At 38.2% G+C, this 26,954-nt stretch carries 23 protein-coding genes; 19 read left to right on the top strand and 4 right to left on the bottom strand.

The genetic code is table 11. The annotated features are described in order from the left end of the window. Window positions 1–239: 239 nt before the first annotated feature. The 9 genes from F0919_RS04915 (at window position 240) to F0919_RS04875 (ending at window position 6,538) form a co-directional block, all read left to right on the top strand. On the top strand, window positions 240–851 hold the full coding sequence (locus tag F0919_RS04915) for an NAD(P)H-dependent oxidoreductase (protein ID WP_150031592.1): 612 nt from the start codon (window positions 240–242) through the stop codon (window positions 849–851). An 8-nt stretch (window positions 852–859) separates the two neighbouring features. Next, a complete protein-coding gene (locus F0919_RS04910) occupies window positions 860–2,752 on the top strand; it encodes a monovalent cation:proton antiporter-2 (CPA2) family protein (RefSeq protein ID WP_150031591.1) in 1,893 nt (630 codons plus the stop codon). 31 nt (window positions 2,753–2,783) lie between these two features. Further along, the gene (locus F0919_RS04905; RefSeq protein WP_150031590.1) at window positions 2,784–3,149 is read left to right on the top strand and encodes a CoA-binding protein; all 366 of its coding nucleotides are present in this window, start codon (window positions 2,784–2,786) and stop codon (window positions 3,147–3,149) included. An 85-nt stretch (window positions 3,150–3,234) separates the two neighbouring features. Beyond that, window positions 3,235–3,759 (top strand): RNA polymerase sigma factor, encoded by a 525-nt coding sequence (locus F0919_RS04900; protein WP_190277265.1) that lies wholly within the window; start codon window positions 3,235–3,237, stop codon window positions 3,757–3,759. Between the two features lie 55 nt (window positions 3,760–3,814). Then, window positions 3,815–4,090, top strand: coding sequence for a hypothetical protein (locus tag F0919_RS04895; RefSeq protein ID WP_150031588.1), 276 nt, complete (start codon window positions 3,815–3,817; stop codon window positions 4,088–4,090). Between the two features lies 1 nt (window position 4,091). Then, the gene (locus F0919_RS04890; protein WP_150031587.1) at window positions 4,092–4,577 is read left to right on the top strand and encodes a Spy/CpxP family protein refolding chaperone; all 486 of its coding nucleotides are present in this window, start codon (window positions 4,092–4,094) and stop codon (window positions 4,575–4,577) included. 30 nt (window positions 4,578–4,607) lie between these two features. Beyond that, entirely contained in the window at window positions 4,608–5,378 is a 771-nt protein-coding gene (locus tag F0919_RS04885) for a YHYH protein (protein ID WP_150031586.1), read from the top strand. Beyond that, window positions 5,350–5,940: a toxin-antitoxin system YwqK family antitoxin gene (locus F0919_RS04880; protein ID WP_190277264.1), complete on the top strand. Its 591-nt coding sequence runs from the start codon at window positions 5,350–5,352 to the stop codon at window positions 5,938–5,940. The genes F0919_RS04885 and F0919_RS04880 overlap by 29 nt, the downstream gene beginning before the upstream one ends. Next, complete coding sequence (locus tag F0919_RS04875; RefSeq protein ID WP_216629367.1) at window positions 5,846–6,538, top strand: SCO family protein; 693 nt, start codon at window positions 5,846–5,848, stop codon at window positions 6,536–6,538. The genes F0919_RS04880 and F0919_RS04875 overlap by 95 nt, the downstream gene beginning before the upstream one ends. Window positions 6,539–6,549: 11 nt before the next feature. Here F0919_RS04875 and F0919_RS04870 read toward each other — a convergent pair whose 3' ends face one another. Continuing rightward, entirely contained in the window at window positions 6,550–7,737 is a 1,188-nt protein-coding gene (locus F0919_RS04870) for an exo-beta-N-acetylmuramidase NamZ family protein (protein WP_150031584.1), read from the bottom strand. Between the two features lie 137 nt (window positions 7,738–7,874). On the opposite strand from F0919_RS04870, the gene F0919_RS04865 reads away from it, so the two are divergent. From F0919_RS04865 to smc, 6 genes are all read left to right on the top strand, one after another. Next, window positions 7,875–8,300, top strand: a complete 426-nt coding sequence (locus F0919_RS04865; RefSeq protein WP_150031583.1) for a SufE family protein — start codon at window positions 7,875–7,877, stop codon at window positions 8,298–8,300. 46 nt (window positions 8,301–8,346) lie between these two features. Next, a complete protein-coding gene (locus tag F0919_RS04860; RefSeq protein ID WP_150031582.1) occupies window positions 8,347–8,646 on the top strand; it encodes a metal-sulfur cluster assembly factor in 300 nt (99 codons plus the stop codon). Window positions 8,647–8,875: 229 nt separating this feature from the next. After that, a complete protein-coding gene (gene accD, locus F0919_RS04855) occupies window positions 8,876–9,727 on the top strand; it encodes an acetyl-CoA carboxylase, carboxyltransferase subunit beta (protein ID WP_150031581.1) in 852 nt (283 codons plus the stop codon). A 177-nt stretch (window positions 9,728–9,904) separates the two neighbouring features. Continuing rightward, window positions 9,905–10,903, top strand: coding sequence for a recombinase RecA (gene recA, locus F0919_RS04850; RefSeq protein ID WP_150031580.1), 999 nt, complete (start codon window positions 9,905–9,907; stop codon window positions 10,901–10,903). Between the two features lie 181 nt (window positions 10,904–11,084). Beyond that, window positions 11,085–11,240, top strand: a complete 156-nt coding sequence (locus F0919_RS04845) for a hypothetical protein (protein WP_150031579.1) — start codon at window positions 11,085–11,087, stop codon at window positions 11,238–11,240. 178 nt (window positions 11,241–11,418) lie between these two features. Continuing rightward, window positions 11,419–14,952 carry a chromosome segregation protein SMC gene (gene smc, locus F0919_RS04840; protein WP_150031578.1) on the top strand — a complete coding sequence of 1,178 codons (3,534 nt, stop codon included), beginning with the start codon at window positions 11,419–11,421 and terminating at the stop codon, window positions 14,950–14,952. A 125-nt stretch (window positions 14,953–15,077) separates the two neighbouring features. On the opposite strand, the gene F0919_RS04835 is transcribed toward smc, so the two are convergent. Then, the gene (locus F0919_RS04835; protein ID WP_150031577.1) at window positions 15,078–15,785 is read right to left on the bottom strand and encodes a ComF family protein; all 708 of its coding nucleotides are present in this window, start codon (window positions 15,783–15,785) and stop codon (window positions 15,078–15,080) included. 193 nt (window positions 15,786–15,978) lie between these two features. On the opposite strand from F0919_RS04835, the gene F0919_RS04830 reads away from it, so the two are divergent. The 4 genes from F0919_RS04830 (at window position 15,979) to F0919_RS04815 (ending at window position 25,025) form a co-directional block, all read left to right on the top strand. Then, window positions 15,979–22,044 (top strand): alpha-2-macroglobulin family protein, encoded by a 6,066-nt coding sequence (locus F0919_RS04830; protein WP_150031576.1) that lies wholly within the window; start codon window positions 15,979–15,981, stop codon window positions 22,042–22,044. Between the two features lie 129 nt (window positions 22,045–22,173). Continuing rightward, the gene (locus F0919_RS04825) at window positions 22,174–22,467 is read left to right on the top strand and encodes a hypothetical protein (protein WP_150031575.1); all 294 of its coding nucleotides are present in this window, start codon (window positions 22,174–22,176) and stop codon (window positions 22,465–22,467) included. Window positions 22,468–22,693: 226 nt separating this feature from the next. Next, on the top strand, window positions 22,694–24,343 hold the full coding sequence (locus F0919_RS04820) for a SulP family inorganic anion transporter (RefSeq protein WP_150031574.1): 1,650 nt from the start codon (window positions 22,694–22,696) through the stop codon (window positions 24,341–24,343). Between the two features lie 46 nt (window positions 24,344–24,389). Continuing rightward, the gene (locus F0919_RS04815; RefSeq protein WP_150031573.1) at window positions 24,390–25,025 is read left to right on the top strand and encodes a carbonic anhydrase family protein; all 636 of its coding nucleotides are present in this window, start codon (window positions 24,390–24,392) and stop codon (window positions 25,023–25,025) included. Between the two features lie 102 nt (window positions 25,026–25,127). Here the strand turns inward: F0919_RS04815 and F0919_RS04810 are convergent, their stop codons facing one another. Continuing rightward, entirely contained in the window at window positions 25,128–25,832 is a 705-nt protein-coding gene (locus tag F0919_RS04810; protein WP_190277263.1) for a tetratricopeptide repeat protein, read from the bottom strand. Between the two features lie 56 nt (window positions 25,833–25,888). Next, window positions 25,889–26,902 (bottom strand): VWA domain-containing protein, encoded by a 1,014-nt coding sequence (locus tag F0919_RS04805; RefSeq protein ID WP_150031571.1) that lies wholly within the window; start codon window positions 26,900–26,902, stop codon window positions 25,889–25,891. Window positions 26,903–26,954: the final 52 nt, after the last annotated feature.

Genomic DNA, 26,954 nt, shown 5'->3' with positions numbered 1-26,954 from the left:
GGAACCTTTTTTCTTCTGGTTATCATAAAATTTATTACTTTCTTTTGCTTTTAATTGCTTCATTCATTTTAATGAAAACCGGGTGAACAAAATCTCCTGTTCATTGTAAAACAAAGCAAAATCATTTATCTTTTATTTAAAGCATCAATAAAGGATTAAAATAGTTATTCTCGATTAACTATTTTATTTTTGAAAGGATCGGTATTGTTTAATTCCAATAAACGCCAAATCTTTTGAGTATGGGTAAAATACTTCTGGTAACAGCACATCCTGCATTAGAAAAGTCGAGAAATAACGTAAGGATGCTTCGTGTGGCAAATGAACTGGACAAAGTTACAGTACGGGACCTTTATGAATTGTACCCGAGGTTTCATATAAATACGAAAACAGAGCAGCATTATCTGGAGGAGAGTGATGTAATCGTCTTGCAACATCCTTTTTATTGGTATAGCACGCCGGCGCTTATGAAGCAGTATCTGGACATGGTATTTACACATGGCTGGGCTTACGGAAAAGAGGGCAATAAATTAAAAGGTAAAATTATTTTCAATTCACTGACTACGAGCGGAACCCGCGAGAGTTATCATGCTAATGAACATAACAGGTATCCGTTATCATCGTATCTGGTACCATTCAATCAGTTGGCTCATGTTTGCGGAATGCATTATTTGCCGCCTTATGTGCTGCATGAATCGGGAAAAGCCTTTGCTACAGAATCCATCAGGCATGCCAAAAAATTCAAAGCATTATTGCAGATGATTGTAAAAGATGATTGCGATATTGAAAAACTGAAACGACTGGAATACCTGAATGATTTCTTAGAAATGGAAATGCCTGCATTAAATCAATAACTGTACTTATGGATTCACAATTTTTCTTTCATGCATTAATTTATCTCGGCTCTGCAGTTATACTTGTTCCTATATCCAAACGATTGGGTTTAGGAAGCGTTTTGGGTTATTTGCTTGCGGGTATGATAATCGGCCCGTCTGCACTGGCTTTAATAGGAGAGCAAAGCGCCGACATTATGCACTTTGCTGAATTTGGCGTAGTGATGATGCTTTTTCTTATCGGCCTGGAGGTAGAACCACAATTGCTTTGGCGATGGCGCAGTTCTATATTGGGTCTTGGAGGATTACAGGTTATTATCACAACATTGATTGTCGGATTTATAGCGTATAAAATTGTCGGTTTAGACTTTAACCAGTCACTATCTATAGGGCTGATTTTTTCCATGTCTTCAACAGCTATCGTATTGCAAACCATGACGGAAAGAAACTGGCTTCAGACTTCCGCCGGTCGAAATGCATTTTCTGTCTTGCTTTTTCAGGATATTGCAGTAATACCCATATTGGCATTGCTGCCTTTGTTAAGCCCGGACAAAGTAGCTGTAAACGTGCATCAGACGCATGCAACATTAACAGAGCATTTGCCGCAATGGGGTAAAACATTAGTGGTATTGGGTGCCGTAGTAAGTATTATTGTCGGCGGTAAATATTTAAGCCGGCCCATTTTTCAAATGGTAGCGGCAACAAACCTGCGGGAATTATTCAGTGCGGCAGCTTTATTGCTTATCGTTGCCATCACGGTATTGATGACATTGGTGGGATTGAGTCCGGCATTGGGCGCTTTTTTGGCCGGTGTTGTTCTTGCAAATAGTGAATACCGGCATGAATTGGAAAGTGATATTGAGCCGTTCAAAGGATTGTTACTGGGCCTGTTTTTTATTGCGGTAGGTGCGTCCATCGATTTTGATTTAATAGCTAAAAAACCTTTTCTGATTGCGGAAATCGTAATCGGCGTGATGTTATGTAAACTGGCAATACTCGCTTTGCTCAGCAGAATATTCAAGTTGCGCGTGGACCAGTTTATGATATTTGCATTTGCACTGGCGCAGGTCGGTGAATTCGCATTCGTACTTTTTTCCTTTGCCAAAGACCTTTACATCTTCAATCAAGAACTTTTTAATATCCTGAATGTTGTAGTAGCAGCGAGTATGGCCATGTCGCCTATATTGATGCTGATAATGGAGAAATTTCTATTGCCAAGGGTTGTAAAAAAACTTCCCAAAAGAACAAGAGAACATGATACCATTGAGGAGAACAATGCTGTAATTATTGCAGGTTACGGACGTTTTGGAAGCGTAACGGGTCGCTTTTTAAAAGCAAACGGAATTGAAACAACCGTACTGGATGCCAATAGCGACCGTGTTGATTCACTTCGTAAAATAGGCATTAAAGTTTATTATGGAGATGCGCTTAGAATAGATCTTTTGAAGGCTGCCGGTGCTGATAAAGCCAAGCTTATTGTCATTGCGCTGGATGATAGTGCACAGGTTTTGAAATTGGTGAATATTGTCAAAAAGCATTTTCCAAACATGCACATTATAACAAGGGCGCATGGTTTGAATGATACCTATGAATTAATGGACGCCGGTGTGTTGCATGTTTTCAGGGAAACGGTCGATTCTTCATTAAGAGCAGGAACGGAAGCGCTGAAAATTATGGGAGTGAGGGCCTATACTGCGCAACGCGCGCATGATTTGTTTTTGGAGCACGATGAAAAATCATTGAAGAAAATGGCAGCAGCGCGTCATGATAAAAAGAAATATATCAATGTGCTTCGCAAAAGGATTCAGGAATTGGAAACCATTATACAAAATGACATTCACGAAAAGCCGATTCACACCCATACAGGAAAAGACATGACAACGTTGCGTCTGAAAGATGAAACAGAAGAAGAAGAGGTGTAGGCGGTTTTCAGGGAAGTAAATACCTAATAAAATGACAAATAAGAAAACACTTGTGATTGGCGCATCTGAAGAGCCTTCACGCTATGCGAATATGGCCATTAAATCCTTGCGTAAACATGAACATGACGTAGTGGCAATAGGAAAAACGTCAGGAAAAGTTATGGATGTGAACTTCGATAAAAAGATGGAAGCATTTGAAAATGTTGATACAGTGACTTTATATATTAACCCATCAAGGCAGGAAGCGTATTATGATTATATTCTTTCTTTAAAGCCCAAACGTATCATCTTCAATCCGGGTACGGAAAATATAGAATTAGAGAGGATAGCCGAAGGAGAAGGGATTGAAACGATGGAGGCATGCACGCTTGTGTTATTAAGTACAGGGCAATATTAATTTGTGGTGCGAAGGCTAAAATTATTTTCTTCAAAACAAATTAATATCTTGACACGGAAATTGAAATAAATACACCTTCATTTCTGTGAATAACGAAACATTAATCGGTCTTGTTGCAAAAGGCGATGAACGAGCCTTTAATGAATTGTACCACAAATTCAAAGACGATATTTATAAGCTTTCATTTTATTATCTTCAGAATAAGGAAGACGCAGAAGATGTTTTACAGGAGATATTTGTAACAGTCTATAAACGTGCATCTACATTTAAATCCAATTCCTCATTTTCTACCTGGCTCTATCGCATAGCCGTTAATAAATGCCTGGATAAATTGAAATATTTAAAAGCAAGAAAACGCCTTGCTTTGTTTACTCATTTTTTTCATCCGGCCGGTACTTCTGATAATGCTCCTTATTCAGACGAAGACCTGAATCTCCTTCATAATACTATCGACAAACTTTTGCCTCAACAAAAGACAGCACTGATACTTACACAAATTCAGGAATTAAGTATAAATGAGACAGCTGCGATAATGAATCTCTCTTCCAAAGCCGTCGAATCGCTTACACAACGCGCGAAAGCCAACCTCAGAAAAAAAATGAAAAAATAATTTGTCCTGACCCGAAGGAAAATTAAAACAGGTTCGTCTAATCTCAAAACGCAGAATGATGGACAATCTTGAACATAGGTTAAAACAGCTCCGGAACCAGGTACCGCAAAGTGATACAACATCCTTGTATGATTCGGTTTTGCGTAAAGCTTTAATGCCCCAAATGCCTGTTATTCATTTTAATCAACTGAAAAAGGTAGCTGCTGCCGTTGCTGCGCTTGTTTTAATAAACGCATCCGTTGTCTTTTGGAGTTTGCATAAAAACAATGCTGAAGTAAACAATGTTCCCAATAATGCATACCTGCAATCATTTAATCTAAGCATATACTGATATGAAAAAGCAGACATTATTGTGGTGTGTCCTGGCATTGCTATTCCTGATGAATATTGTCACTTTGGGCTTGCTGTTATTTACAAAAGGAGATACTCATGACAGACATCACGGCAGGCCTGCATTTGACGAAAACGTTATAAAGACTTTACAATTAACGCCTGACCAGATTCAAACCTTTAATCAGTTAAAATCCCGGCATCATCAGCAAATGATGGATTTGGATGAAGCTATGAAAGCGCCGTTCAGCGAATATTTTAGTTATCTGACAAAAGAAGGTAACAATATTGATACTCAGCAAATGCTTGAAAGCAGAATAGACAGCCTTTTTCGTTTGAAGATAAAATATACCTATCAGCATTTTGAACAGCTAAAATCAATCTGCAGCCCTGAGCAAAAAAGTAAATTCAGCATTCTTGTTCCGCAGTTAATGCAGGTAATGCAACCGCCGCCAAACAGAATGCCGCCACCGGAAGACCGACCTTAATTCAATTCTCAACAAAATAAAAAACACAAAATGATTATTCAGAAAACGCTTAAATCCTTTATGCTACTGAGTTTTTGCAGTAGTATCTTTACACTTTCGGCATGCCATAAGGACAAAAAAGATCCGGATCCAAACACTGATCCCACTGATGAACTGGCAATCTATAAGCGCATTTATGGCGCTACCAGCGTAACGAAAGATGGCGATTATGTGGTAATCACTACAAAAGACTTGCCTGATCATAAATCGCCCTATTACAAAGGAACCCAATGGGAATCCACTTTGTGGGAAGCCTATAACGGCAGTAATTCAAACTGGAGCCAAAACCCTAATAAGATTGCAGAAAGCGACCTTACTTTCCGCATACCGATGCATCCTGCAGAAGCAAGTTCCAAAACTGCAACACCGCTTGGCCCCATTGGTATTGCCCTGAATGGTGTTCCTTTCTTCAATCAGTATGCCGCACAAAGAGCGCCACTGACCAATGAAGTAAATGGTTTTGACCAATACGGCGGCCACCCGCAACAGGAAGGACAATATCATTATCATGTTGAACCTACCTGGCTTACTGCTAATAAGGGAAAAGATGCTTTATTGGGCTTTTTATTAGATGGTTTTCCTGTGTATGGCCCGACTGAAAACGGAACAACTATCACCAATGATAACCTGGATGAATATCATGGCCACACCAGCGTTACAGCAGATTACCCAAATGGTATTTACCACTATCATATTACTGCGGCCGATCCTTATTTAAATGGAAATGGATTTTATGGAACACCGGGTACGGTTACACAATAGCCTTTTTGTTCTGTTATTTATTATAGCTCAAAGTTGCAATTTCACTGCGCCAACTTTGAGCTATAATACGGATAGCGTAAGACTTGAAACCAAAAATGGCATTGTTTTTAAAGACGATAAGGCGTTTAGCGGGCATTTGTACACTTTGGCTGTAAATAGCCATGACAGCTTATTTTCAGGATTCTATAAAGATGGTAAACAAGATGGCGCTGTTATAAAATGGTATGAGAATGGCCGCATTATGGAAAAACGTTTTTACAAAGAAAACTTTAAAACCGGTGTACACAGCGGTTTTTGGCTTGATGGAAACCGGAAGTTCATGTATCATTTTGTAAATGGAAACTACGAAGGCATCCAGAAACGATGGTTTGAATCGGGCAGGTTATTTCAGGATAAAACTTATAAAAACGGCCAGGAAGAAGGCCTGCAACGTGAATGGAATGATTCCGGTAATTTAATGATCAACTATGAAACACATAACGGAAGACAATATGGTAACATCGGTAAAAAAAACTGTGCTTCAGTATGGCGGGAAGATGCTTATGCTAAGCCTGCTAAGTAGTTTGTTGTTGGCATGCAGTAATACTGCGGAATACAAAGTTCCATTCTACACAGATGCGAGTTATACACCTATCTGGAAAATAGATGCGCAGGCAAAAAATAATTTAAACCATATTGCTCCTTTTCGTTTTACAAATCAGTACGGCCGGACTTTTTCATCGGAAGATCTAAAAGGAAAGATTTACCTGGCTAATTTTTTCTTTACGACATGCAAAGGTATTTGTCCCAAAATGACAAATAATATTAAGAAAATTTATCAGCATTTTGAAGGCAATCCCCGTGTATTATTTTTGTCTCATAGCGTAACGCCTGAAATAGATAGTGTTGCTAAGCTGAAAGCGTATGCAGATGCCAATGATATCCATACGCCGCAATGGGAATTGCTTACAGGAAAAGCCACAGAGATTTATAACCTTGCACGTAAAAGTTATTTTGTGGAGGAGGCAAACGGATTAAGTAAAGATTCAACGGAATTCCTGCATACAGAAAATATAGTGTTAGTTGACAAAGATGGCCATATCAGGGGTTTGTATAATGGTACCATTGCATTAGATGCTGAAAGGGCAATTGAAGATATAGATGCATTGTTACAAGAATAATTGAAGCAATATTATTCTTTGTACAATAAGTATTTCTTCCTGATTACCTTGAATTTAGTTAAATCAGGTTCCCAGCCTTTACGGATTTCATCTTCGGAAAAGCCTTGTTGTATCTGTTTTTGAAGCTTATCTGTACCTGCGAGTTTTATAAAGAAATTGTTGAAGAACTTCTCCTTATCAGGATAATTATTATAAGCCTCCAACAACCACTTTATCTGTATTTTACCGTCAATTGCACTTAATGCATCTTTTGTATTGTCAGCAATTAATTTTCCATAACAATCCTGGTTTTTCAGTGGCGGATCAGTAGCTCCTGTCATGCTTTGTGGCATGAATTTATAAGAGTAGGATTTTAACATCGGATTGCCAAATTGCTGAAACGGCATAGTTGTACCGCGCCCTATGCTTACTACCGTTCCTTCAAAAAAGCACAAAGAAGGATATAAGTAAATGGCCGTCATGTTTTTTAAATTGGGCGAAGGAGATACCGGCAGTTCATACAAGCTTTTATGTGTGTAATTATCACATGGAATTACAGTTAGTTTCGGTGCTTTGGAAGAAAGCCGCTTTTCGCCAATCAACATTTTTGCATACTCGCCTGCTGTCATGCCATAAACTACAGGAATGGATTGCATACCTACAAATGACTGATTACTTTTTTCCAGTACAGGGCCATCTATTATAAAACCTAAGGGATTAGGTCTGTCAAGTACAATAATTGGTTTTCCCTGTTCCCCACAGGCTTCCATTGCATACTGTAAAGTTGAGATGTAAGTATAAAATCTTGCGCCGACATCCTGCAAATCATATACTAAGATGTCTATGTCTTTTAATTGCTCTGCTTTTGGCTTTTTATTGTCGCCATATAAGGAAATGACCTGCAGGCCGGTTTGTGCATCGATGCCGTTTTTTACATGAGCACCCGCATCTGCATTGCCTCTGAAACCGTGTTCAGGTGAAAAGATTTTTACAACATTTATACCCAATTTCAATAAAGTATCAGGCAATAACGTACCATTTATTTCAGAAGTCTGATTGACAATCAAAACAACTCTTTTCCCTTTTAATAAAGGAAGATATTCCTTGGTTCTGTCTGCACCTGTTAATATATCTGCCGATGATGTTTGGGCTGATGATTGCAAAGACAAGCCAAAACTCAAAATTAGAATCAGTATAAATGTTGGAAATCTGTATTTCATAAGGTTATTTTTACGGTGTTTCCGGGACTGCCTGTTTGGAAAGAAACGAAAATAATGCATTAATGGTATAGATTTAATTTAAACAGGCCTCAAAACATATTTCGTACCTTTGACGGCTCGAAACATTGAATGTAAAAATGACGATAAACGAAATTCAGGAACAAATCATAGAAGATTTTTCCTATTATGAAGACTGGATGGAGAAATATGAGCATATTATCTCATTAGGAAAAGAATTACCTTTAATCGAAGAGCAATATAAAACTGAAGAAAATCTCATTAAAGGCTGTCAGTCAAGGGTTTGGTTGCACGCTGATTATAAAGACGGGATTGTATATTTTACTGCAGATAGCGATGCCATCATTACAAAAGGATTAGTTGGTTTGATGATTAGCGTATTAAGCGGACAATCTCCTAAAGATATTGCAAATGCTGATATTTATTTCATTGACAAAATAGGGTTAAAGAGCCATTTGTCGCCAACCAGAAGCAATGGATTATTAGCTATGTTGAAGCAGATGAAAATGTATGCAGTGGCATTGAATGCCGTTCATCCGTCATAAGAATAATTGGGATTTGGAATTTTTAATTTTTGGAATTTAATAAGTAATGAATTTATACGATAGCGTTATCGAAGTTTTGCACACCGTCCATGACCCGGAAATTCCGGTAAATATTTATGAATTGGGTTTAGTGTATGAAGTGAAGGTGGAGGATGGAAAAGTAAATGTGCTTATGACGCTTACAGCGCCCGCCTGTCCTGCCGCCGGAGATATTATTTTTGATGTTCAAAGTAAAATCGAAGCTATTGAAGGGGTGAAAGATGTGCATGTACAGTTAACTTTCGACCCGCCCTGGAGCAAAGATATGATGAGTGAGGAAGCAAAACTGGAATTAGGATTTTTATAGTTCCTGCATTTGAATAATTATTGGGAGGAGAATTGAATTTATTAAGCTGACTGTATTTGGAATTTGTTATTTGAGCCTGGACTTCTCTCTTATCAGGCAAAATTTTGTTATTTGAAATTTCCTAAGCTTAATTAGCTATTTTTGTCGCCCTCTTCGCCCTGAATTTTTAAAACAGTAATAAGTTAGATTCCCTGACTTTTTACTTTTGAATTAATATAAAACAATAGAAATGTCGTCAACCTGGTTTCGTCGTATTAAAAAAGGTATTTCTACCGAAACGAAAGAAAAGAAAGAAGCGCCTGATGGACTTTGGCACAAATGTCCTGAATGCAGGACAACCATTACTCAGACTGCATTAAAGGAAAACCTTTATCTATGTCCGAATTGTAATTTTCACAACCGTATCAACGCCGAAGAATATTTTGATATATTATTTGATAACGGGCAGTTTGAAGAACTTTTTGGCAATATCGCACCAAAAGACAATCTTAAATTCGTGGATGTAAAGCCTTACGAAGCAAGATTGAAAAGCGCTCAAAAAACTACCGGATTATTGGATGCAATGACCGTTGGGGTAGGGGATATTGATGGAAAACCATTGGTAATTGCCTGCATGAACTTTAATTTTATTGGTGGTTCAATGGGGTCGGTTGTCGGTGAGAAGATTGCACGCGGTATTGATTACAGCATCAAGCATAAACTGCCATTTATGATTATTTCAAAATCAGGCGGTGCGCGTATGATGGAAAGTGCTTTTTCGTTGATGCAAATGGCAAAAACATCTGCAAAGCTTACACAGCTTGCAAATGCTAAACTGCCCTATATATCATTAATGACAGACCCTACAACAGGCGGTGTTACGGCATCATTTGCAATGTTGGGAGATATTAATATTGCTGAGCCCAATGCCCTGATAGGTTTTGCAGGTCCGCGTATTATTAAAGAAACCATCAAAAAAGATTTGCCTGCAGGTTTCCAACGAAGCGAATTTTTGGTTGAAAAAGGTTTTCTGGATTATGTTGTAAACAGGAAAGACCTGAAACGTAAGCTGAGTGATGCTATTGAGTGGTTTATAGGGTAATGATCAGAACCGGAGTTTTCTTTTTTTGAAAAAGAATTATAAAGAAATTAGACTGTGCCACGTTTTGGCGTACATGGTAGGTACTTTTGCTTTATAATATTAATCCGGCCGTTGTTAGTGTTATATCAGAAACAGAAAATAGAAAAATAAAATTAACAATATAAAAATCAAATCAACATGTCAGAGGAAAAACTGAAGGCGCTCAAAATGACGCTTGACAAAATAGATAAGGATTTCGGTAAAGGTTCTGTAATGAAATTGGGAGAGAAACAAACAACCGAAATGGAAGTTGTTTCAACCGGTTCATTAGGATTGGACGTGGCTTTAGGTGTGGGTGGTTTTCCTCGTGGCAGAATCATTGAAATATACGGTCCGGAATCTTCAGGTAAAACAACGATTGCTATCCACACTATTGCAGAAGCACAGAAGAAAGGTGGTATTTGCGCTATAGTAGATGCGGAGCATGCTTTCGATTCGGGTTATGCAAGAAAATTAGGAGTGGATGTCGATAACCTTTTAATCTCCCAGCCCGATTATGGTGAGCAGGCTTTGGAAATTGCTGAGCGCCTTATTCTGTCCGGAGCTTTGGATGTTGTTGTAATCGACTCGGTTGCTGCATTGGTTCCCAAAAGCGAATTGGAAGGTGAAATGGGCGACAGCAAAATGGGCTTGCAGGCGCGTTTGATGAGTCAGGCAATGCGTAAATTGACGGCCACTATTGCACGTACCAACTGTACTTGTATTTTTATCAACCAATTGCGTGAGAAAATCGGTGTAATGTTTGGTAATCCTGAAACGACAACCGGTGGTAACGCATTAAAATTCTATGCATCCGTACGTTTGGATATCCGTCGTATTGCTCAGATTAAAGACGGTGATGTTGCTACAGGTAACCGTACACGTGTGAAGGTTGTAAAAAATAAAGTAGCGCCGCCTTTCCGTCAGGTAGAATTTGACATCATTTTTGGTGAAGGTATCAGCAAGATTGGTGAAATAATTGATATGGGTGTCGAAATGGGTTTTCTGACTAAAAGCGGTTCCTGGTTTAGCTCCGGTGATACCAAAATTGGTCAGGGTCGTGATGCGGTGAAAAACTTTTTGATTGACAATCCTGAATTTGCTGCAGAAATCGAAGGTAAAATCAGGGAAGCATTGAAAGCTAAAGCTGACGCATAATAAATTAATAGAATAGTCTTTAAACGGTTGTTACTCAAAAGTTACAACCGTTTTTTATTTGATTGGATTTTTAAAATCAAAAAAGTATAGTTGTAAAAATAATGTTACAACTGTTAATTCAGGCAATCGCAGCTAAACCATTTATTATATAATTCGTCAAAAGACCATAAAAAGAGAAATTATGAAAAGGAAAAACTGGTTTTCATTGGTAGCATTGGCATTGATTTTATCATTCGCATTGAGTTCTTGTTATGTTGGTTATTACGGGCCGCGTAGGGGTTATGGTGGGCGTCCGCATCATCATCATGGCGGATATCACGGAGGTGGTTACAGGTAATTGGGTTTAAGTTTGAAAACCGACAACAGGCAATCTGATTCAGGTTGCCTGTTGTGTTTTACGCGTAAACATCGCAATACATCGCTGATTTCGTACATTTGTCAACATTTTTAAAAACATTTCTTGGAAAAATACTATTTTCAAAAAATATTGTCTTCAAAAAAATAAACTAAACACATTGCGCTTAAAATCGCTTGAAATAAAAGGATTCAAATCCTTTGCGGATAAAACACAAATATTGCTCGACAACCCGATAACCGGAATTGTAGGCCCGAATGGTTGTGGTAAATCCAATATCATTGATGCCATTCGCTGGGTAATTGGTGAACATAAAATTAAATCCCTTCGTTCGGACAATCTGGATGATTTGGTATTTAATGGTTCGAGGAGCCGCTCTGCGTCCGGCATGGCGGAAGTGTCGCTTACATTTGAAAATACCCGTAACCTTCTTCCCACCGAATTTACAACGGTTACCATTACACGTAAATTTTATAAGAGTGGTGAAAGTGAATATCGCCTGAACGATGTTAGCTGCCGTTTAAAAGACATTCATAATCTGTTTCTTGATACCGGTGTCAGCAACGATTCTTATGCTATCATTGAATTGGGCATGGTGGACGATATCATTAAAGATAAAGAAGGCAGCCGCCGCAGAATGTTGGAACAAGCCGCCGGTATTTCTATTTACAAAACGAGGAAGAAAGAAGCCAAATCGAAGCTGGAAGCCACATTACAGGATATTTCGAGAATTGATGATTTGCTTTTTGAAATCGGCAATAACTTAAGAACGCTTGAAAGCCAGGCTAAAAAAGCAGAACGTTATTTTCAGATAAAGGGTGAATATAAAGAAGTAAGCATTGAATTGGCGAAAGCTTCTCTGGAGGAATTCAACGATAAGTATCAGGACCTTAATACGCAGCATGATATTGAGCATGACAAGAAGCTAAAGATTGAAACGGAGATTGCAGGAGATGAAGCAGAGATTGAAGCCAATAAAGTGAAATTGGTTCAGAAGGAACAGGAATTGAATGGTTTGCAAAAACAATTCAATGAGCTTGTAAATCGCATACGTTCATTGGAAAGCGATAAAAAGCTTGCTGCGCAACGTCTGGACCATTTACAGGACAGAGAAAAAAGTCTGAACCTTTTTCTTACGAATGCCGATAACCAATTAAAGCAATTAAACGAATCTATCGCTTTTGCGGACCAGCAAATTAAAACGGAACTGGATGCAACGGAGGATTTACGTGATGCATTGGAAACTTTACGCGATACCTTAGACGAGAAAAGAGAGCTGTTTGATGCAAAGAAACAAACCCTGGAACATCAAAGAAATAATCTTCAGCAATTCCAGCGCAAACAATTTGATGCAGAGAAAAAAGTGGCTGTGGCAGATACTTCTGTAATGAATCTGCAAAGATCCATGCAACAGATTCAGGATGAAAAAGCGCAACGCACTTCGCAAATAAGTAGTTTGAATACTGAGAAGCAGGAATCGGAAGCGCTTGCGCAAGACAGCCAGGAAACCTTGCAAAATTTAATTACGAAGCAGGACGAAACCAAAGTACAAATATTAGAAGGGCAGGAGCAGCTGGAAACTTTGCGTGCACAATTAGTAGAACAAAACAGGAAACTGGATGCGCGCCGCAATGAACATGACTTGTTGAAATCATTGGTTGATAGTCTGGAAGGTTATCCGGATAGTATTAAGTTCCTGAAGAAAAATAAAGACTGGAACAGCAATGCGCCGTTGCTTTCCGATGTTTTTGTGGTGCAGGATGAATATCGCACAGCGTTGGAAAACGTACTGGACAATTACCTGAATTATTATGTTGTAGAGAATGTAGAAGAAGCGGCACAGGCCGTGCGTTTGCTGGACAATAATAAAAAAGGGAAAGCAAATTTTTTCCTGTTGAATCAATTTGATTCCGTTCAGAATCCAAAACCCAAAGTCGGGGATTCAAATGAAGATCTGATTCCTGCATTAAGTGTTGTAAATGTCGATGAACAATATCAGGCATTAGCGGAATATCTGTTGGGACATGTTTATATCTCATCTGAAAGCATTGCTACAACCGATGTTGAGGATGGGAATGTTTTGATTGAAAAATCAGGAAAATCAGTAAGAGGTAAATATACATTAGGCGGCGGCAGTATTGGTTTGTTCGAGGGCAATAAAATAGGCCGTGCCAAAAATCTGGAAAAACTTACACAGGAAATTGCCGGACTGACATCTTCAACAACCGATTTAAAGCAACAGATTGCCGAAACTCAAACGCGTATTACGGGCTATAATCAGGCTTTGAATGATAAAGCGATTGAGCAAAACAGGAATGAAATTAACCGCTTGAATAATCAGGTAATCAATCTTGCGCATCGTATCGAAAACTTTGAACACCTGAATCAGACTGCTGAAAAGCGTTTGCAGGATTTGGAAGAACAACTGGCAGATACGCAGGATAATATCAGCGGTACGAGAGGTGAACTGGATGAGATTACAATAGAGTTGCAATCGCTGCAAGGCGCTATACAGAAGGCTTCGGAAGAATTTGCCACGGTGGAGCAGGACTTCAATATGGCGCAGCAACAATACAATAATCAAAACATACAATATACACGCCAGCAGAGCAAGATTGAAAATCTGAAGCAGGAATTAAGTTTCAGGAACAATCAATTGACTGATTTACAGCAACAGATTGCCAATAATAAAGAGCAACTGAAGGAAACAGCATTACAAATCTCTGAAACAAGTGGCAAGCTCCACTTTGGCGATAATGAGTTGTATGAACTATTGCAGAAAAAAGAAGCGGATGAAAAAGGTTTGAGTGAAAAAGACCGTGTTTATTATGAAATGCGTAATGCTATCAGTGAACATGAAAGTAAAATCAGCCGTCAACGGAGAGAAAAGGAACAAGCAGAAACTTTATTGAATTCCATTAAAGAGAAGCTCAATGAAATGAAGCTGCAGGTGGCAGGCATGAAAGAAAGATTGAGTGTGGAATTTAAAGTTGACCTGGACGAAATATTGGAAGAAGAACGTAAGAATGATATGACGGTTGAGGAATTGAATGCTGAAGCCGATCGTATGAAGAAGCGTCTTGATAACATGGGTGAAGTGAATCCTACAGCTATTGAGGCTTATGGTGAGATTAAAGTAAGACATGATTTCATTGTAGATCAGAAAGCCGATTTAATGGAAGCCCATGACATGTTGATGGCAACCATTGAAGAAGTTGAAAATACTGCCAATGCTAAGTTCAGGGAAACCTTTGATGCCGTACGCACTAATTTTCAACAGGTATTCAAGGCTTTGTTTACCGAAGAAGATACTGCGGATTTGAAATTGACAGATCCTGATAACGTTGCTGACAGCGGCATTGAGATTTATGCACAGCCAAAAGGTAAACGTCCGAGTACATTGACGCAACTATCGGGTGGCGAAAAGACTTTGACTTCTACGGCGTTTTTGTTTGCTATTTATCTTATCAAACCTGCACCCTTCTGTATTTTGGATGAAGTAGATGCGCCATTGGATGATGCGAATGTCGGTAAGTTTACACAGATGATTCGTAGGTTCAGCGATAATTCGCAGTTCATTATTGTAACCCATAATAAACAAACTATGGCTGCTGTGGATGTTATTTACGGTGTAACCATGCAGGAGGCCGGTGTGAGTAAATTGGTTCCGGTTGATTTCAGAAGCTTGAATTAGAATAATCAATTCTTTATAAAAATAAAGCTGCCTCTTTTTTTGAGGCAGCTTTGTTTTTGTTGTAATCTTTTATTTTTTCAATAATGTAGATTTAGTTGCATAGAGTAAAGCTTAAATTTTGTTTATTAATCCATTGCCAATGCAATAGTTGCAATACTAACTTTCACACTTTTTGTTTTTAATAATTCTAATGCGCAGGACTCAAGCGTGGCGCCTGTTGTAAGTACATCATCAATAAGCAAAATGTGTTTGTTCTTTAAGTCTTGTTTTTTTAATACAGAAAAAATACCCGACACATTTTCTATTCTTTCCAATCTGTTTTTAGTAGTTTGAGAATGTGTAAACTTTGTTCGTATAACTGAATTTTTTAGCAGAGATATGTTTAATTCCTTTGCTATGCTTTCGGCAAAAATCTCAGCCTGATTGAATCCTCTTTGCCGCTCCTTTCTTTTATGCAGAGGAATGGCAATAATATAGTCGATTTTATTTATCCAGTCAGTTGATTTGAGTTCTGAAGCAAAAAGCATTCCTAACAACCGGCCTATATCTTTCTTGCCTTCGTATTTGAACGTATGAAGTAGGTCCTGTACTATGCCATCTTTGGTGAAATAGACGAACGATGTTGCGTGTTCAATGGGTGCGCGCCCAATGAAAATATTTGCAGCTTTATTTTCCTGATGATTGTGAAACCCGGTTCGTGGCAGTTTTAAGATGCAATGTAAGCAAAGGCTGTTTTCATCGCGGTGAAGCGGGCGATTGCAGGAGGCACAAAGCTGCGGATAAAATAAATGCAGTAGGCTTTCAGCCGTGTTTTTTAATATAGAAATTATCATGGGTAATCATTATATAAAATGAATCAACCTTTGAAGAACAAGATTGAACCCTTTGATAGTGCGTAATGGATGGTGTCTTTTCTTTTCAAAAATAAAGATATTAAATTTATAACAACATTATGCAATTTGGGTACGAAGTGCATCTGTATTTTGACTTTATTTGTATTCTTCATTCTTCTTTTAAAAATATGCTATGCTAAAGCAAGTCATAACTATTCTATTGTTTTTTATTTATCTGCCTGTTTGGTCTTTTGCACAGAATAAAGCAGGAGACAGCCATTATGCCATTGAGTGGGTAAAGATTGATTCATTGCTTGAAAAAGGATTGCCCAAATCAGCCCGGCCTATGGTTGAAAAGATACTCAATGATGCTATGACGAAGAATGATATTCCGGATAAAATAAAGGCTCAGGTTTATCTGATCAATTTGAAATATGAAAATGAAGAGCATGCCTTACAGCAACAGATAAAGGCATCGGAATCTTTAGCAGGTAAAAGTTCAGGTGTTGAAAAAGCAATATGGCAAAATCTTACAGCCGGCCTGTACTGGAACTACTACGAGCAAAACAGATATGAATTGTACAACAGGACGAAATTGGAACAAACTACTTCCGATGATATAGAAACCTGGGATGCAGTTGCTTTAATAAACCGCATTGCAGAATTATACGAAGCATCTATTGAAGACAAAACACTCTTACAATCAACTCCGGTCGGACAGTATGAACCCATCATTTCGAAAGGAATTAATACAAAAGCATTGCGGCCTACATTGTATGACTTGCTTGCATTTAAGGCGATTGATTTCTTCCAGGATGAAGAAGCAACTGTTACGAAAGTAGCAGATGCGTTTCAGATAGATGGCAGTCTGTGGTTTGAACCTGCGAATAAATTCAGCGCTGTTCGTGTAAAAGTAAAAGATGGCTCTTCTTTTAAGTTCAGAACTCTGAGATTATTTCAGGATTTGATAGCCTTCCATTTAAATGATACTAAGCCCGAAGCTTTGATAGATGCGGATTTGCAGCGATTGGAATTTGTGCATGCAAATAGTGTCAATGCTCAAAAAGACAGTCTTTATGTAATGGCTTTGCAAAAGATTATCGATAAATTTCCTGCAAGCCCCTCAAGTGCACAGGCATTATTTTTAATAGCACAACAGCAGATGAATGAAGGCGAAAATTATGTTCCTGTTTATCGTAAAATGCCAAAGAAGAAAAGCAATAGAAATTTACCTGCAATACAACAACAATTAGTATCGATTATTTCAAAATTTCCTAAATCAGAAGGCGCTGTAAATGCTCAAAACTTATTAAATCAAATCAATGAGGTTTCTTTGTCTTTACAGGCAGAGCAAGTCAATATTCCCGACGAAAACATAAAGGCATTGGTAATTTATAAGAATGTCCCCACGGTTTTTCTGAAGCTATACAAAGTGCCTTTTAAAACTAATATGTATGAATATACTTCAGAAGATTCTCTGTTGAATAATATTCAGAAATTACAGCCGCTCCGCACATGGCAGCAATTATTGCCCGGTATTGCTGACTTAGAGCAGCATAGTGCCGAAATTAAAATAGATGCCTTGCCCATGGGTAGTTATGCATTGATAGCAAGCAGTAAGGAAAATATTGCTGACAAAGATCAAATCGTTACTTACAGCTCATTTCAGGTTTCCGGCATTAGTTTTGTTGCACAGCAGAATAATGAAAAGCAAGGTTACGTTTTGAATCGTAAAACCGGTTATCCGTTATCAGGCGTAAAGCTATTTTACTATAATGACAGCTATCAAAATTCAAGAACAAATTATAAACTATTAGGCGATGGCGTGAGTGATGAAAACGGAATGGTGCATTTGCCGGTTTATAAAAACTATGATTACACCAAGGCTATCAGAAATATATTGCTTGTAAAAGGAATTGACTCGGTTTATATCGGAGGTAATATTAACAGTTATGCGAATGAACAATCTGATAACGTTCATACACAGACTTTTTTCTTTACCGACAGATCCATTTATCGTCCGGGACAAACATTATATTTCAAAGGAATAATGGTGAAGAGCAGTAATGGCAACAGGAAAAACGACGTAGTTGCAAATGAAAACACAACTGTTACATTATATGATGCCAATAATCAGAAGCAGGCTTCCCTTCAGCTAAAAACAAATGAGTTCGGCTCCTTCTCCGGTACATTTCAATTGCCCGATGGTTTGATGAATGGAATGATGCGCATCAGCAATGAAAATGGTAGTGAATCTTTTTCAGTAGAAGAATATAAGCGCCCTAAATTCTATGTGGAATTTGACACATTAAAAGGAAGCTATGCTTTGAATGAAGATGTTACTGTAAAAGGTTTTGCAAAGGCCTATGCTGGCAATAATGTGGATGGAGCTTCTGTAAAATACAGAGTAGTCCGGAAGACACGCTTTCCATATTATTGGTGTTATTATTATTGGGGAATGCCGCAGGCAACGGAAACAGAAGTTGCCAATGGAAACATTGTAACCGCTGTTGATGGTTCTTTTGAAATTCCGTTTAAAACAATGCCGGATTTAAGCATTGAACCAAAATCCATGCCATTGTTTTACTATGAAGTATATGCTGATGTTACAGACATCAATGGTGAAACAAGGAGCGGAACGCAACAGCTTGTCAGCGGATATACATCCCTTCAGATAGTTGCATCTATTCCGGAAATATCAAAGCCAAAAGATCTGCAGCAACTTAGTATTACAACAGAAAATCTGAATAATATATTTACATCGGCAAACGTTCATATTGCTATTTCAAGATTAAAATTTCCAGGGTTCTTCCGTAAAAGAATATGGTCTGTTCCTGATCAGTTTGTAATGACTGAAAATGAATTTCACAAAGCTTTTCCAAACGATGAATATAAGGAAGAAAATAATTACCTGAACTGGGAAATTGAAAAAGTACTTTTTGAAAAAAACTGGACAACCGTTGCAAATGGAAAACTGGAAGTTCCATCGGAAACATGGAACCAGAATGGATGGTATGTAATAGAAATTAAAACCAAAGATGCACAAGGTCATGAAATTGTAGAGAAAAAATACACGCATGTTTGGGCTCCGGGAAAAAAAGAACCGAATCAACAACCATTGATTGCTTTTACAGAAAAAGAAAGTTACGAGCCCGGTGAAAAAATGGAATTGTGGCTTGGAACCGGTATTGATAATCCTTATTTGGTGCACACTTCTTCCGTTCAATATAAAAGCACCAATCCAATTCGTATCGATATTCAGGAAAAGGATAGAGGCGGTATGACTTTCTCCTGGTTATATGTTTATGACAACCGCGTTTATACTATTGATAAAACTATAAATGTTCCCTGGAGCAATAAAGATTTGCAGATTGAATGGAGAACACACAGGGACAAATTACAGCCGGGAACGAAAGAACAATGGACATTAACCATAAAAGGTAATAAAAAGGAAAGAGTTACGTCTGAACTATTGGCAGGTATGTATGATGCTTCCCTCGATGCATTCAAGCCTCATGACTGGAATTGGCAGAAATTATTTCCGGATGTTTATAGCATGCAAGCCTGGAACGATAATCTTGGATTTGGCTTAAACAGTTCAAGGCAATTGATTTATGGCTTGTCACCGAAATATGGATATTTTGAAAAAAGATACGACGAGCTTATAAGTTTCGAAAATAATTATGTTACTGAGTCAGCATACGGCGGCAGAGTTATGTCCTTTGCAGCTCCGGCTTTTGATGGTACTCCAGGAGCTACAGCTAAAGTAAATGAAAGGAAATCCAAAGTATTGTTTGCTAATTCAATGGATTACAAAGAAGATATAGAAGAAGAACCAAGACATATGATGTTGCCGGAAGCTACTACACCCAACGAGCAGATAAGCAATATTCCAATACGCAAAAACCTACAGGAAACAGCTTTCTTTTTTCCGCAATTAAAAACAGATTCGTCGGGCAATGTAAGTTTTACGTTCACTATGCCGGAAGCTTTGACAGAATGGAAGATGATGGCTTTTGCGCATACCCAAGATTGGAAAACAGGCTATCTGCAAGGCAAAGTAAAAACACAGAAGGATTTGATGGTGATGCCCAACATGCCAAGGTTTTTACGTCAGGGCGACAACATTCAGTTCAGTACAAAAATTGTCAACCTTAGTGAGAATGTTTTAAAAGGAAACGCTACTATTGAATTACTTGATGCACAAACATTACAACCTGTTCCGTTCGCGCAATTCATGTCATTAACATGGTCGTCAGATGAACACGATTCAAAACCATTTACTGTAAACAAAGGTCAGAGTACGGTTGCCAGTTGGAATCTTCATGTTCCGGAAAGCCGCTACACGCCGGTAATCGTAAGGATTACAGCAAAGTCGGGTAACTTTAGTGATGGTGAAGAAAATACATTGCCTGTCATTACAAATCGTATGTTGGTTACAGAAACGTTGCCTGTTTCTATTAACGGTAATGAAAGCAAAACCTACACATTAAACAACCTTGTAAACAATACCAGTAACACTTTATTGCCGCATAGCCTGACTGTTGAATTTACAGGCAATCCTGCATGGTATGCGGTGCAGTCTTTGCCTTATCTGATGGAGTATCCTTATGAATGTGCAGAGCAGACTTTCAACAGATTTTATGCCAATGCTCTGGCGCAGCATATAGTTGCACAATCACCTAAAATACAACAGATTTTTAACCAATGGCAGGGAAAAGACAGTGCAGCTTTAATATCCAATCTTGAAAAAAATGAGGAGCTTAAAACAGCTTTATTGGAAGAGACACCGTGGGTAATGGAAGCTCAAAACGAAACAGCCCAAAAACACAGAGTAGCATTGCTTTTTCAGGCAAATAAGCTTTCAAAGGAATTTAAGAAAACGCTTGAAAAACTTGAGCAAATGCAGTCGCAGGATGGTAGTTTTCCGTGGTTTAAAGGTATGTACGGCGATAGGTTTATTACGCAATATATCCTGACCGGAATGGGGAGATTGCAAAAACTGAATGTAAAGAATTCAGACAACAATGATTTGAAACAAATCTATTCAAAGGCTTTACATTATACTGATGCGCAAATGAATGACGAATACAAGGAATTGCTGAAAAACAAAGCTGATATGAACTTGCAGCATATCAGCAATTATCAGGTTCAATATTTGTATATGCGCAGTTTTTACGTTGGGAGTTCATTAAGTGCAGAAAACAAGAAAGCATTTGACTATTATAAACAGCAGGCAGGGAAATATTGGTCGAAATTCAATCCCTATATGAAAGGTCAGATAGCATTGGCTTTGTACAGAACGGGTGATGCGAAGACGGCTTTGCAAATTATGCAATCCCTGAAAGAAACGGCCATTCAGAATGAGGAATCAGGTATGTACTGGAAAGACATGCCAAGAGGTTATAGTTGGTCGGAGGCTCCGATTGAAAGCCAGTCTTTATTAATTGAAGCATTTACTGAAATCACAAAAGATATACCTTCTGTTGAAGCAATGAAATTGTGGTTATTGAAAAATAAGCAAACCCAAAACTGGAATACTACCAAAGCTACAGCAGATGCATGTTATGCGCTATTGCTAAGCGGAAATGACTGGTTAGTTAACGAGCCCGATGTCGTAATTCAATTAGGGAATGAAAAAATTAAATCTTCTGATTTACCTGAACAAGCAGGAACAGGATATTTCAAAAAACGTATTGCAGGTAAAGATATAACCAAGGACATGGGTAATATTAAAGTCATTGTTGAAAATTCAGGTTCGCAAAATCAGGTAAGCTGGGGTGCCGTTTATTGGCAGTATTTCGATCAGATGGATAAAATTCCGACGGTTACTTCAACACCCGTTCAGTTGGAAAAACAATTGTATAAGGAAACGAATAGTGATAACGGACCTGTTTTGGTAGCCCTGACAGAAGGAAATAAGTTGCAGGTAGGCGATAAAGTTAAAATCAGGATTGTTGTAAAAGTGGATAGAGATATGGAATATGTTCAATTGAAAGATATGCGCGCTGCTTGCTTTGAGCCTGTTGATGTTTTAAGCCAATATCATTATCAAAGCGGCATCGGTTATTTTCAAAGTACTAAGGATATTTCAACCAATTTTTTCTTCGACCATCTTTCGAAAGGCACCTATGTTTTTGAATATCCTGTTTGGGTAAGCGCAAAAGGCAATTACACAAATGGCATTACCAGTATTCAGTGTATGTATGCCCCTGAATTTAGCAGCCATACCGAAGGTATCCGGGTGGAAGTGAAATAATTCGGGCTGTTAGGTTTTATTAAATAATGTCCGAAAAGTGCAGCTATAAAGTTTTTTAATTGACTCTTCAAAATTTCTTAATTGATTATTGTACAATAATTTGATAGCATTTCTTTATCTTCGCCGTCCATGAAGAAGTTTATTGCAGTCATATTTTTAACCATTTTCAGTATCCAGTTGCTTCCGTTAAAAGCAATTGGAAAAATGTTATGGAATAATCAGATGACAGAAGAAGTGCATGATCATGTGCCGCTTCAAAAAAAAATGAATACTTCTGATCATGATAAGTTTTGGTATCTTGATTTCTCTGCTTCCAAAACCATTGCTGAAAATGCTCCTTGTTATCTCCATGCTTTGCGCGACGAAGCATTAATAAAATGTTTGCATCTGGAAGTGCTCCTGCAACCTCCGAACATTCAATAAGATTTTTTAACGTCCTCAATATTGAAGCGAGTATTCCGTGAATTTATTGTTTTATCATCTGACTTTGTTGAAAAGGTCTGATAGTTCAATAATTGTGTGGTGCCTCAGCTTGTCAAAACCACAAAATCTTTATAACTCGAATGTAATTTCTGAGTCCTTGGGATGCGGGTTTCAATATTGTTATGACTTCTTGTAATCTTATTGATTTTGTAACTCACATTTTTATATGTCACACAAAAAATCTTTTTTCGCAACGGCGAAAAATGACCTTGTTTCAGGCCTTATCGTATTTTTAATCGCCTTGCCTTTATGTCTTGGGATTGCACAAGCATCCAATGCGCCTTTATTTTCTGGAATTGTAGCTGGTGTTATCGGCGGTATAATAATAGGTTTTTTAAGTAAAAGCACTTTTAGTGTAAGTGGTCCTGCTGCAGGGCTTGTTGCTATTGTTGTAGGAGCAATTTCAGAATTGAAAACATTCGAAATTTTTCTTTGTGCTGTAATTGTCGCAGGCGCTTTGCAAATGCTGTTAGGTATTATAAAAGCCGGAACATTTGCCAATTTTTTCCCGACCAGCGTTATTGAAGGAATGTTAGCTGGTATCGGGCTAACGATTATATTTAAGCAATTACCTGATGCGGTGGGATATTCTAAAAACCGCGTTGGTATGCTTGACGGAGAACGCGGAATGGATGTAAACATTCTTACAGGTATATCCGATAATATACACTGGGGGGCGGTTCTGATAACGATAGTATGTCTGGGACTTTTGATTTTATGGAATACCAAGCCTTTTAAGAAAGTGCAGATGATTCCTGCAGGATTGGTAGTTGTTATAATAGGGACTTTACTTGCTTTGCTATTTCAACAATCCAGTGATACACTTCGTTTAAGCGAAAACTATCTGGTACAATTGAAAGTACCGGAATCTGCAGCCGATTTTTTTGCCCAGTTTGCAAGGCCTGACTTGTCCGGATTTAAGAATCCCGAGGTATGGAAATATGGTTTAATCATTGCGATTGTTGCCTCCATCGAAACACTATTGTGTATCGAAGCGACAGATAAACTGGATCCATTGAAAAGGAACACTTCGGGCAATAGTGAGCTCATAGCGCAAGGCGTTGGTAATGTTGTAAGTGGTCTTTTAGGCGGCCTTCCCATTACATCCGTAATTGTTCGCTCCAGTGCCAACATCAATGCCGGGGCCAAATCAAAACTTTCAACTATTATACACGGAATTTTGCTGTTTGCGTGTGTGGCCGCTATTCCTACCGTTTTAAACATGATTCCTAAGTCTGCTTTGGCTGCGATTCTGATATTTACAGGGTATCGCCTGGCTAAGCCTTCGGTTTTTGTTCACATGTATAAAGTAGGAAGGACAGAATTTGTTCCGTTTGTTATAACTGCCATCGCTGTAGCCCTGCCTTTTTTGGGTTTGTTAAAAGGAGTTGGTTTAGGAATGATTATGAGTATTTTCTATTTGTTACGTGCCAATATAAGGATCCCATATTATTACAAACGTATCAAATTGGAAAATCAGGATGTAATTACATTGGAATTAGCACAAGAGGTATCGTTCTTAAATAAAGGGAGTATCAAACAAACATTAGACAGCTTCCCTGAAGATATAACAGTTGTGATAGACGCAACACTTTCAGAATATATAGATTATGATATCCTTGAAGAAATCAGGGAGTTTTATATAGCAAAAGCCCCATCCAAAAATATTACAGTCTCCCTTGTCGGATTCAGGAATGAATATAAAATCCCGAAGGGATCGAGTGTACATCTTTCTATGGATAAATTAGAGGCAAACGAAGAAGCAAAAAAATGGTCCGGTAAGTATAGCAAATTGCTAAAAGAACTGGAATCTTAATGCTGATAATTGAAATAAATAATATTTAAAACAAAAAACTGAACAAATGGCACCTGTAAATATTGATCCTTCAGCTATGACCGCTGATTTGGCATTACAATTATTGAAAGATGGTAATGAGCGCTTTACATCTGGCTTGAGCGCCAACCGCGATTTATTACAAAAAGTAAAAGAAACAAAAGATGGCCAGAAACCATTCGCTGCTATATTAAGCTGTATGGATTCCCGTGCTCCTGCAGAACTGATTTTCGATCAGGGAATCGGAGATATTTTTAATATCCGTGTAGCCGGAAATGTAATATCGCCTTATGTTCTGGGTTCTCTGGAATATGCAGTTGCGGTTGCCGGTTCCAAATTGATTTTGGTAATGGGGCATACAGGTTGCGGCGCCATAAAAGGTGCGTGTGACGATGTTAAATTAGGGAACCTTACTGATCTGTTAGCCCAAATCAAAGATTCTGTTACCAATGAAATCACTGAAACAGAAAACAGAACAGGTACAAACAGCATATTTGTAAACAAGGTTTCCATGTTAAATGTATTGCATTCTGTAGAGCAAATGATGGCTCAAAGTGAAGTCATCAGATCTTATGTAGAAAATGGTACCATTAAAATAATTCCTGCAATGTATGATGTTTCAACAGGGATTGTTTCTTTTCAGCATGAGTTGCAAACAGCTTAAAGAAAATTTCTAAATCCAATCGAAAAGAGGCTGCAATATTACATTGCAGCCTCTTTTTTGATATTTCAACATTTGTGTTATCTAATATCTAATATCTGAATACTACCAGTCTTTTTCCATTTTAACAGGAACGGCTTTGCCTTTTTCTTTCTTGTCCTGTAGCTTTTTTTCTTCTTGCTGTAATGCATTCAGAAGGTTGTCAGCTTGTTCTTTAGTCAGTTTACTTGGCTGGCCCTGAGGCTTTTGTTCCTGTTTGTTCTCGTCTTTTTTGTCCTGCTGGTCTTTTTTGTCACCATCTTTTTTATCCTGATCCTTTTTATCCTGCTCCTTCTTATCCTGATTTTGCTTGTCTTTATTATCCTTATTGTCTTTTTTGTCTTTGTTGTTTTTACCTCCTCCACCATCTTTTTTTAGCATGGCATTGGCATAAGCCAGATTATATTTAGTATCGGCATCTGTAGGGTCGCGTCTTAAAGATTCTTTATAAGCATTGATAGCATCTTCCCATTTTTTTTCTTCGAGATAAGTATTGCCGATGTTATGATAAGCCCTTGCCTGTTCTTTTTTGTCTTTTGTATTCTTAATGCTTGCTTCCAGAACCTTTCTGCTATTTTCATAATCTTTGCTTTTGTACAAAGCATCTCCCAGGTTAAACATGCCCGTCCTTGATAAAGGATTTTTCTGTAATGCTGTTGTATAAACACGTTGCGCGTCTTTATACTTTTTGTCCTTATATAATTCGTTGCCTTTGCGCAATTCAGGATTTACATTCTGAGGTTTTGGTGCAGGCGCCGTTTGAGCTGACACCTGACAGTAATTCAACACAAATAACAGAGTAATTATATTTCTCACTTTTATAACCATTAAATAGAAACCGATTGTTTTTTTAGTAATGATGCAGCCGGAATAATCCATTCTGCAATAATCAGTAATAACGCTGCAGCTATGAAGTATTGGAAATAACTGTTATAGTCAGTAAACAAAACACTTCCGAAACTCTTACCTTCCATACTATCCACCAATGAAATCAATTTGTCTGCAGTCTGCTTGGTATTGGTAAGGTAAGTGTATGTGCCGCCCGTGGAAGCTGCTATGGATTTCAATGCCTCTTCATTGAGTTTAGTGATAACAGGTTGCCCGTTCTCATCCAGTTTCGGAGCGCCCGTTTCCGGATCGAAAATAGTAGAACCTTGCGGTGAGCCTATCCCTATTGTATGAATTATAACCCCCTCTTTCGCTGCTTCTTTCGCAGCATCCAAAGCACGTTCATCATGGTCTTCCCCGTCGGAAATAAGAATAATGGATTTGTATTTTCTCTCTTTTTGGCTGAAAGATGTATTTGCTAAATCAACGGCATCACCCAAAACGGTTCCCTGTGTTGGTATCATGTCAGGGTTCACTGTTCCCAATAACATTTTGGAAGCACTATAATCAATAGTCAATGGCACTTGTAAATAAGCTTTGCCTGCAAACACCACCAATCCAACTCTGTCATTCACCATTTGATTAATCATGGTTTCAATAAGCTGTTTGGCACGCGTAAGCCTGTCCGGCTGCACATCCTTTGCCAGCATGCTTTTACTCACATCCAATGCAAAAAATACATCCACCCCTTTGCGTTCCGCTTTTTCGGTTTGGGCACCTTTTTGCAGATTTGCCAATCCGACAATACTGAAAAACAGCGCTATTATCAATAAAACAATTCTGGTGGTACTGCGACCTGCAATACGGCCTTTTACCAAATGTTTTATAAGTGCGGGGTCAGCCAGCTTATTGATTTTTGTTTTGCGCCATCTTAAATAAATAACGTACAAAACAATTATAACCGGAATAAGCAGGAGCATAGACAAATACTCGAAATTCTGAAATCGAAACATATTGAAAACTAAATCTGCTTTTAGCTATTTACTCGAATTAACAAAAATAAGG

It is taken from the genome of Taibaiella lutea, from assembly GCF_008629695.1.
In the GTDB taxonomy this organism is placed as follows: Bacteria; Bacteroidota; Bacteroidia; order Chitinophagales; family Chitinophagaceae; genus Taibaiella; species Taibaiella lutea.
The sequence above is the reverse complement of the archived record's forward strand: the minus strand, read 5'-3'. Positions and strand labels throughout refer to the sequence as shown.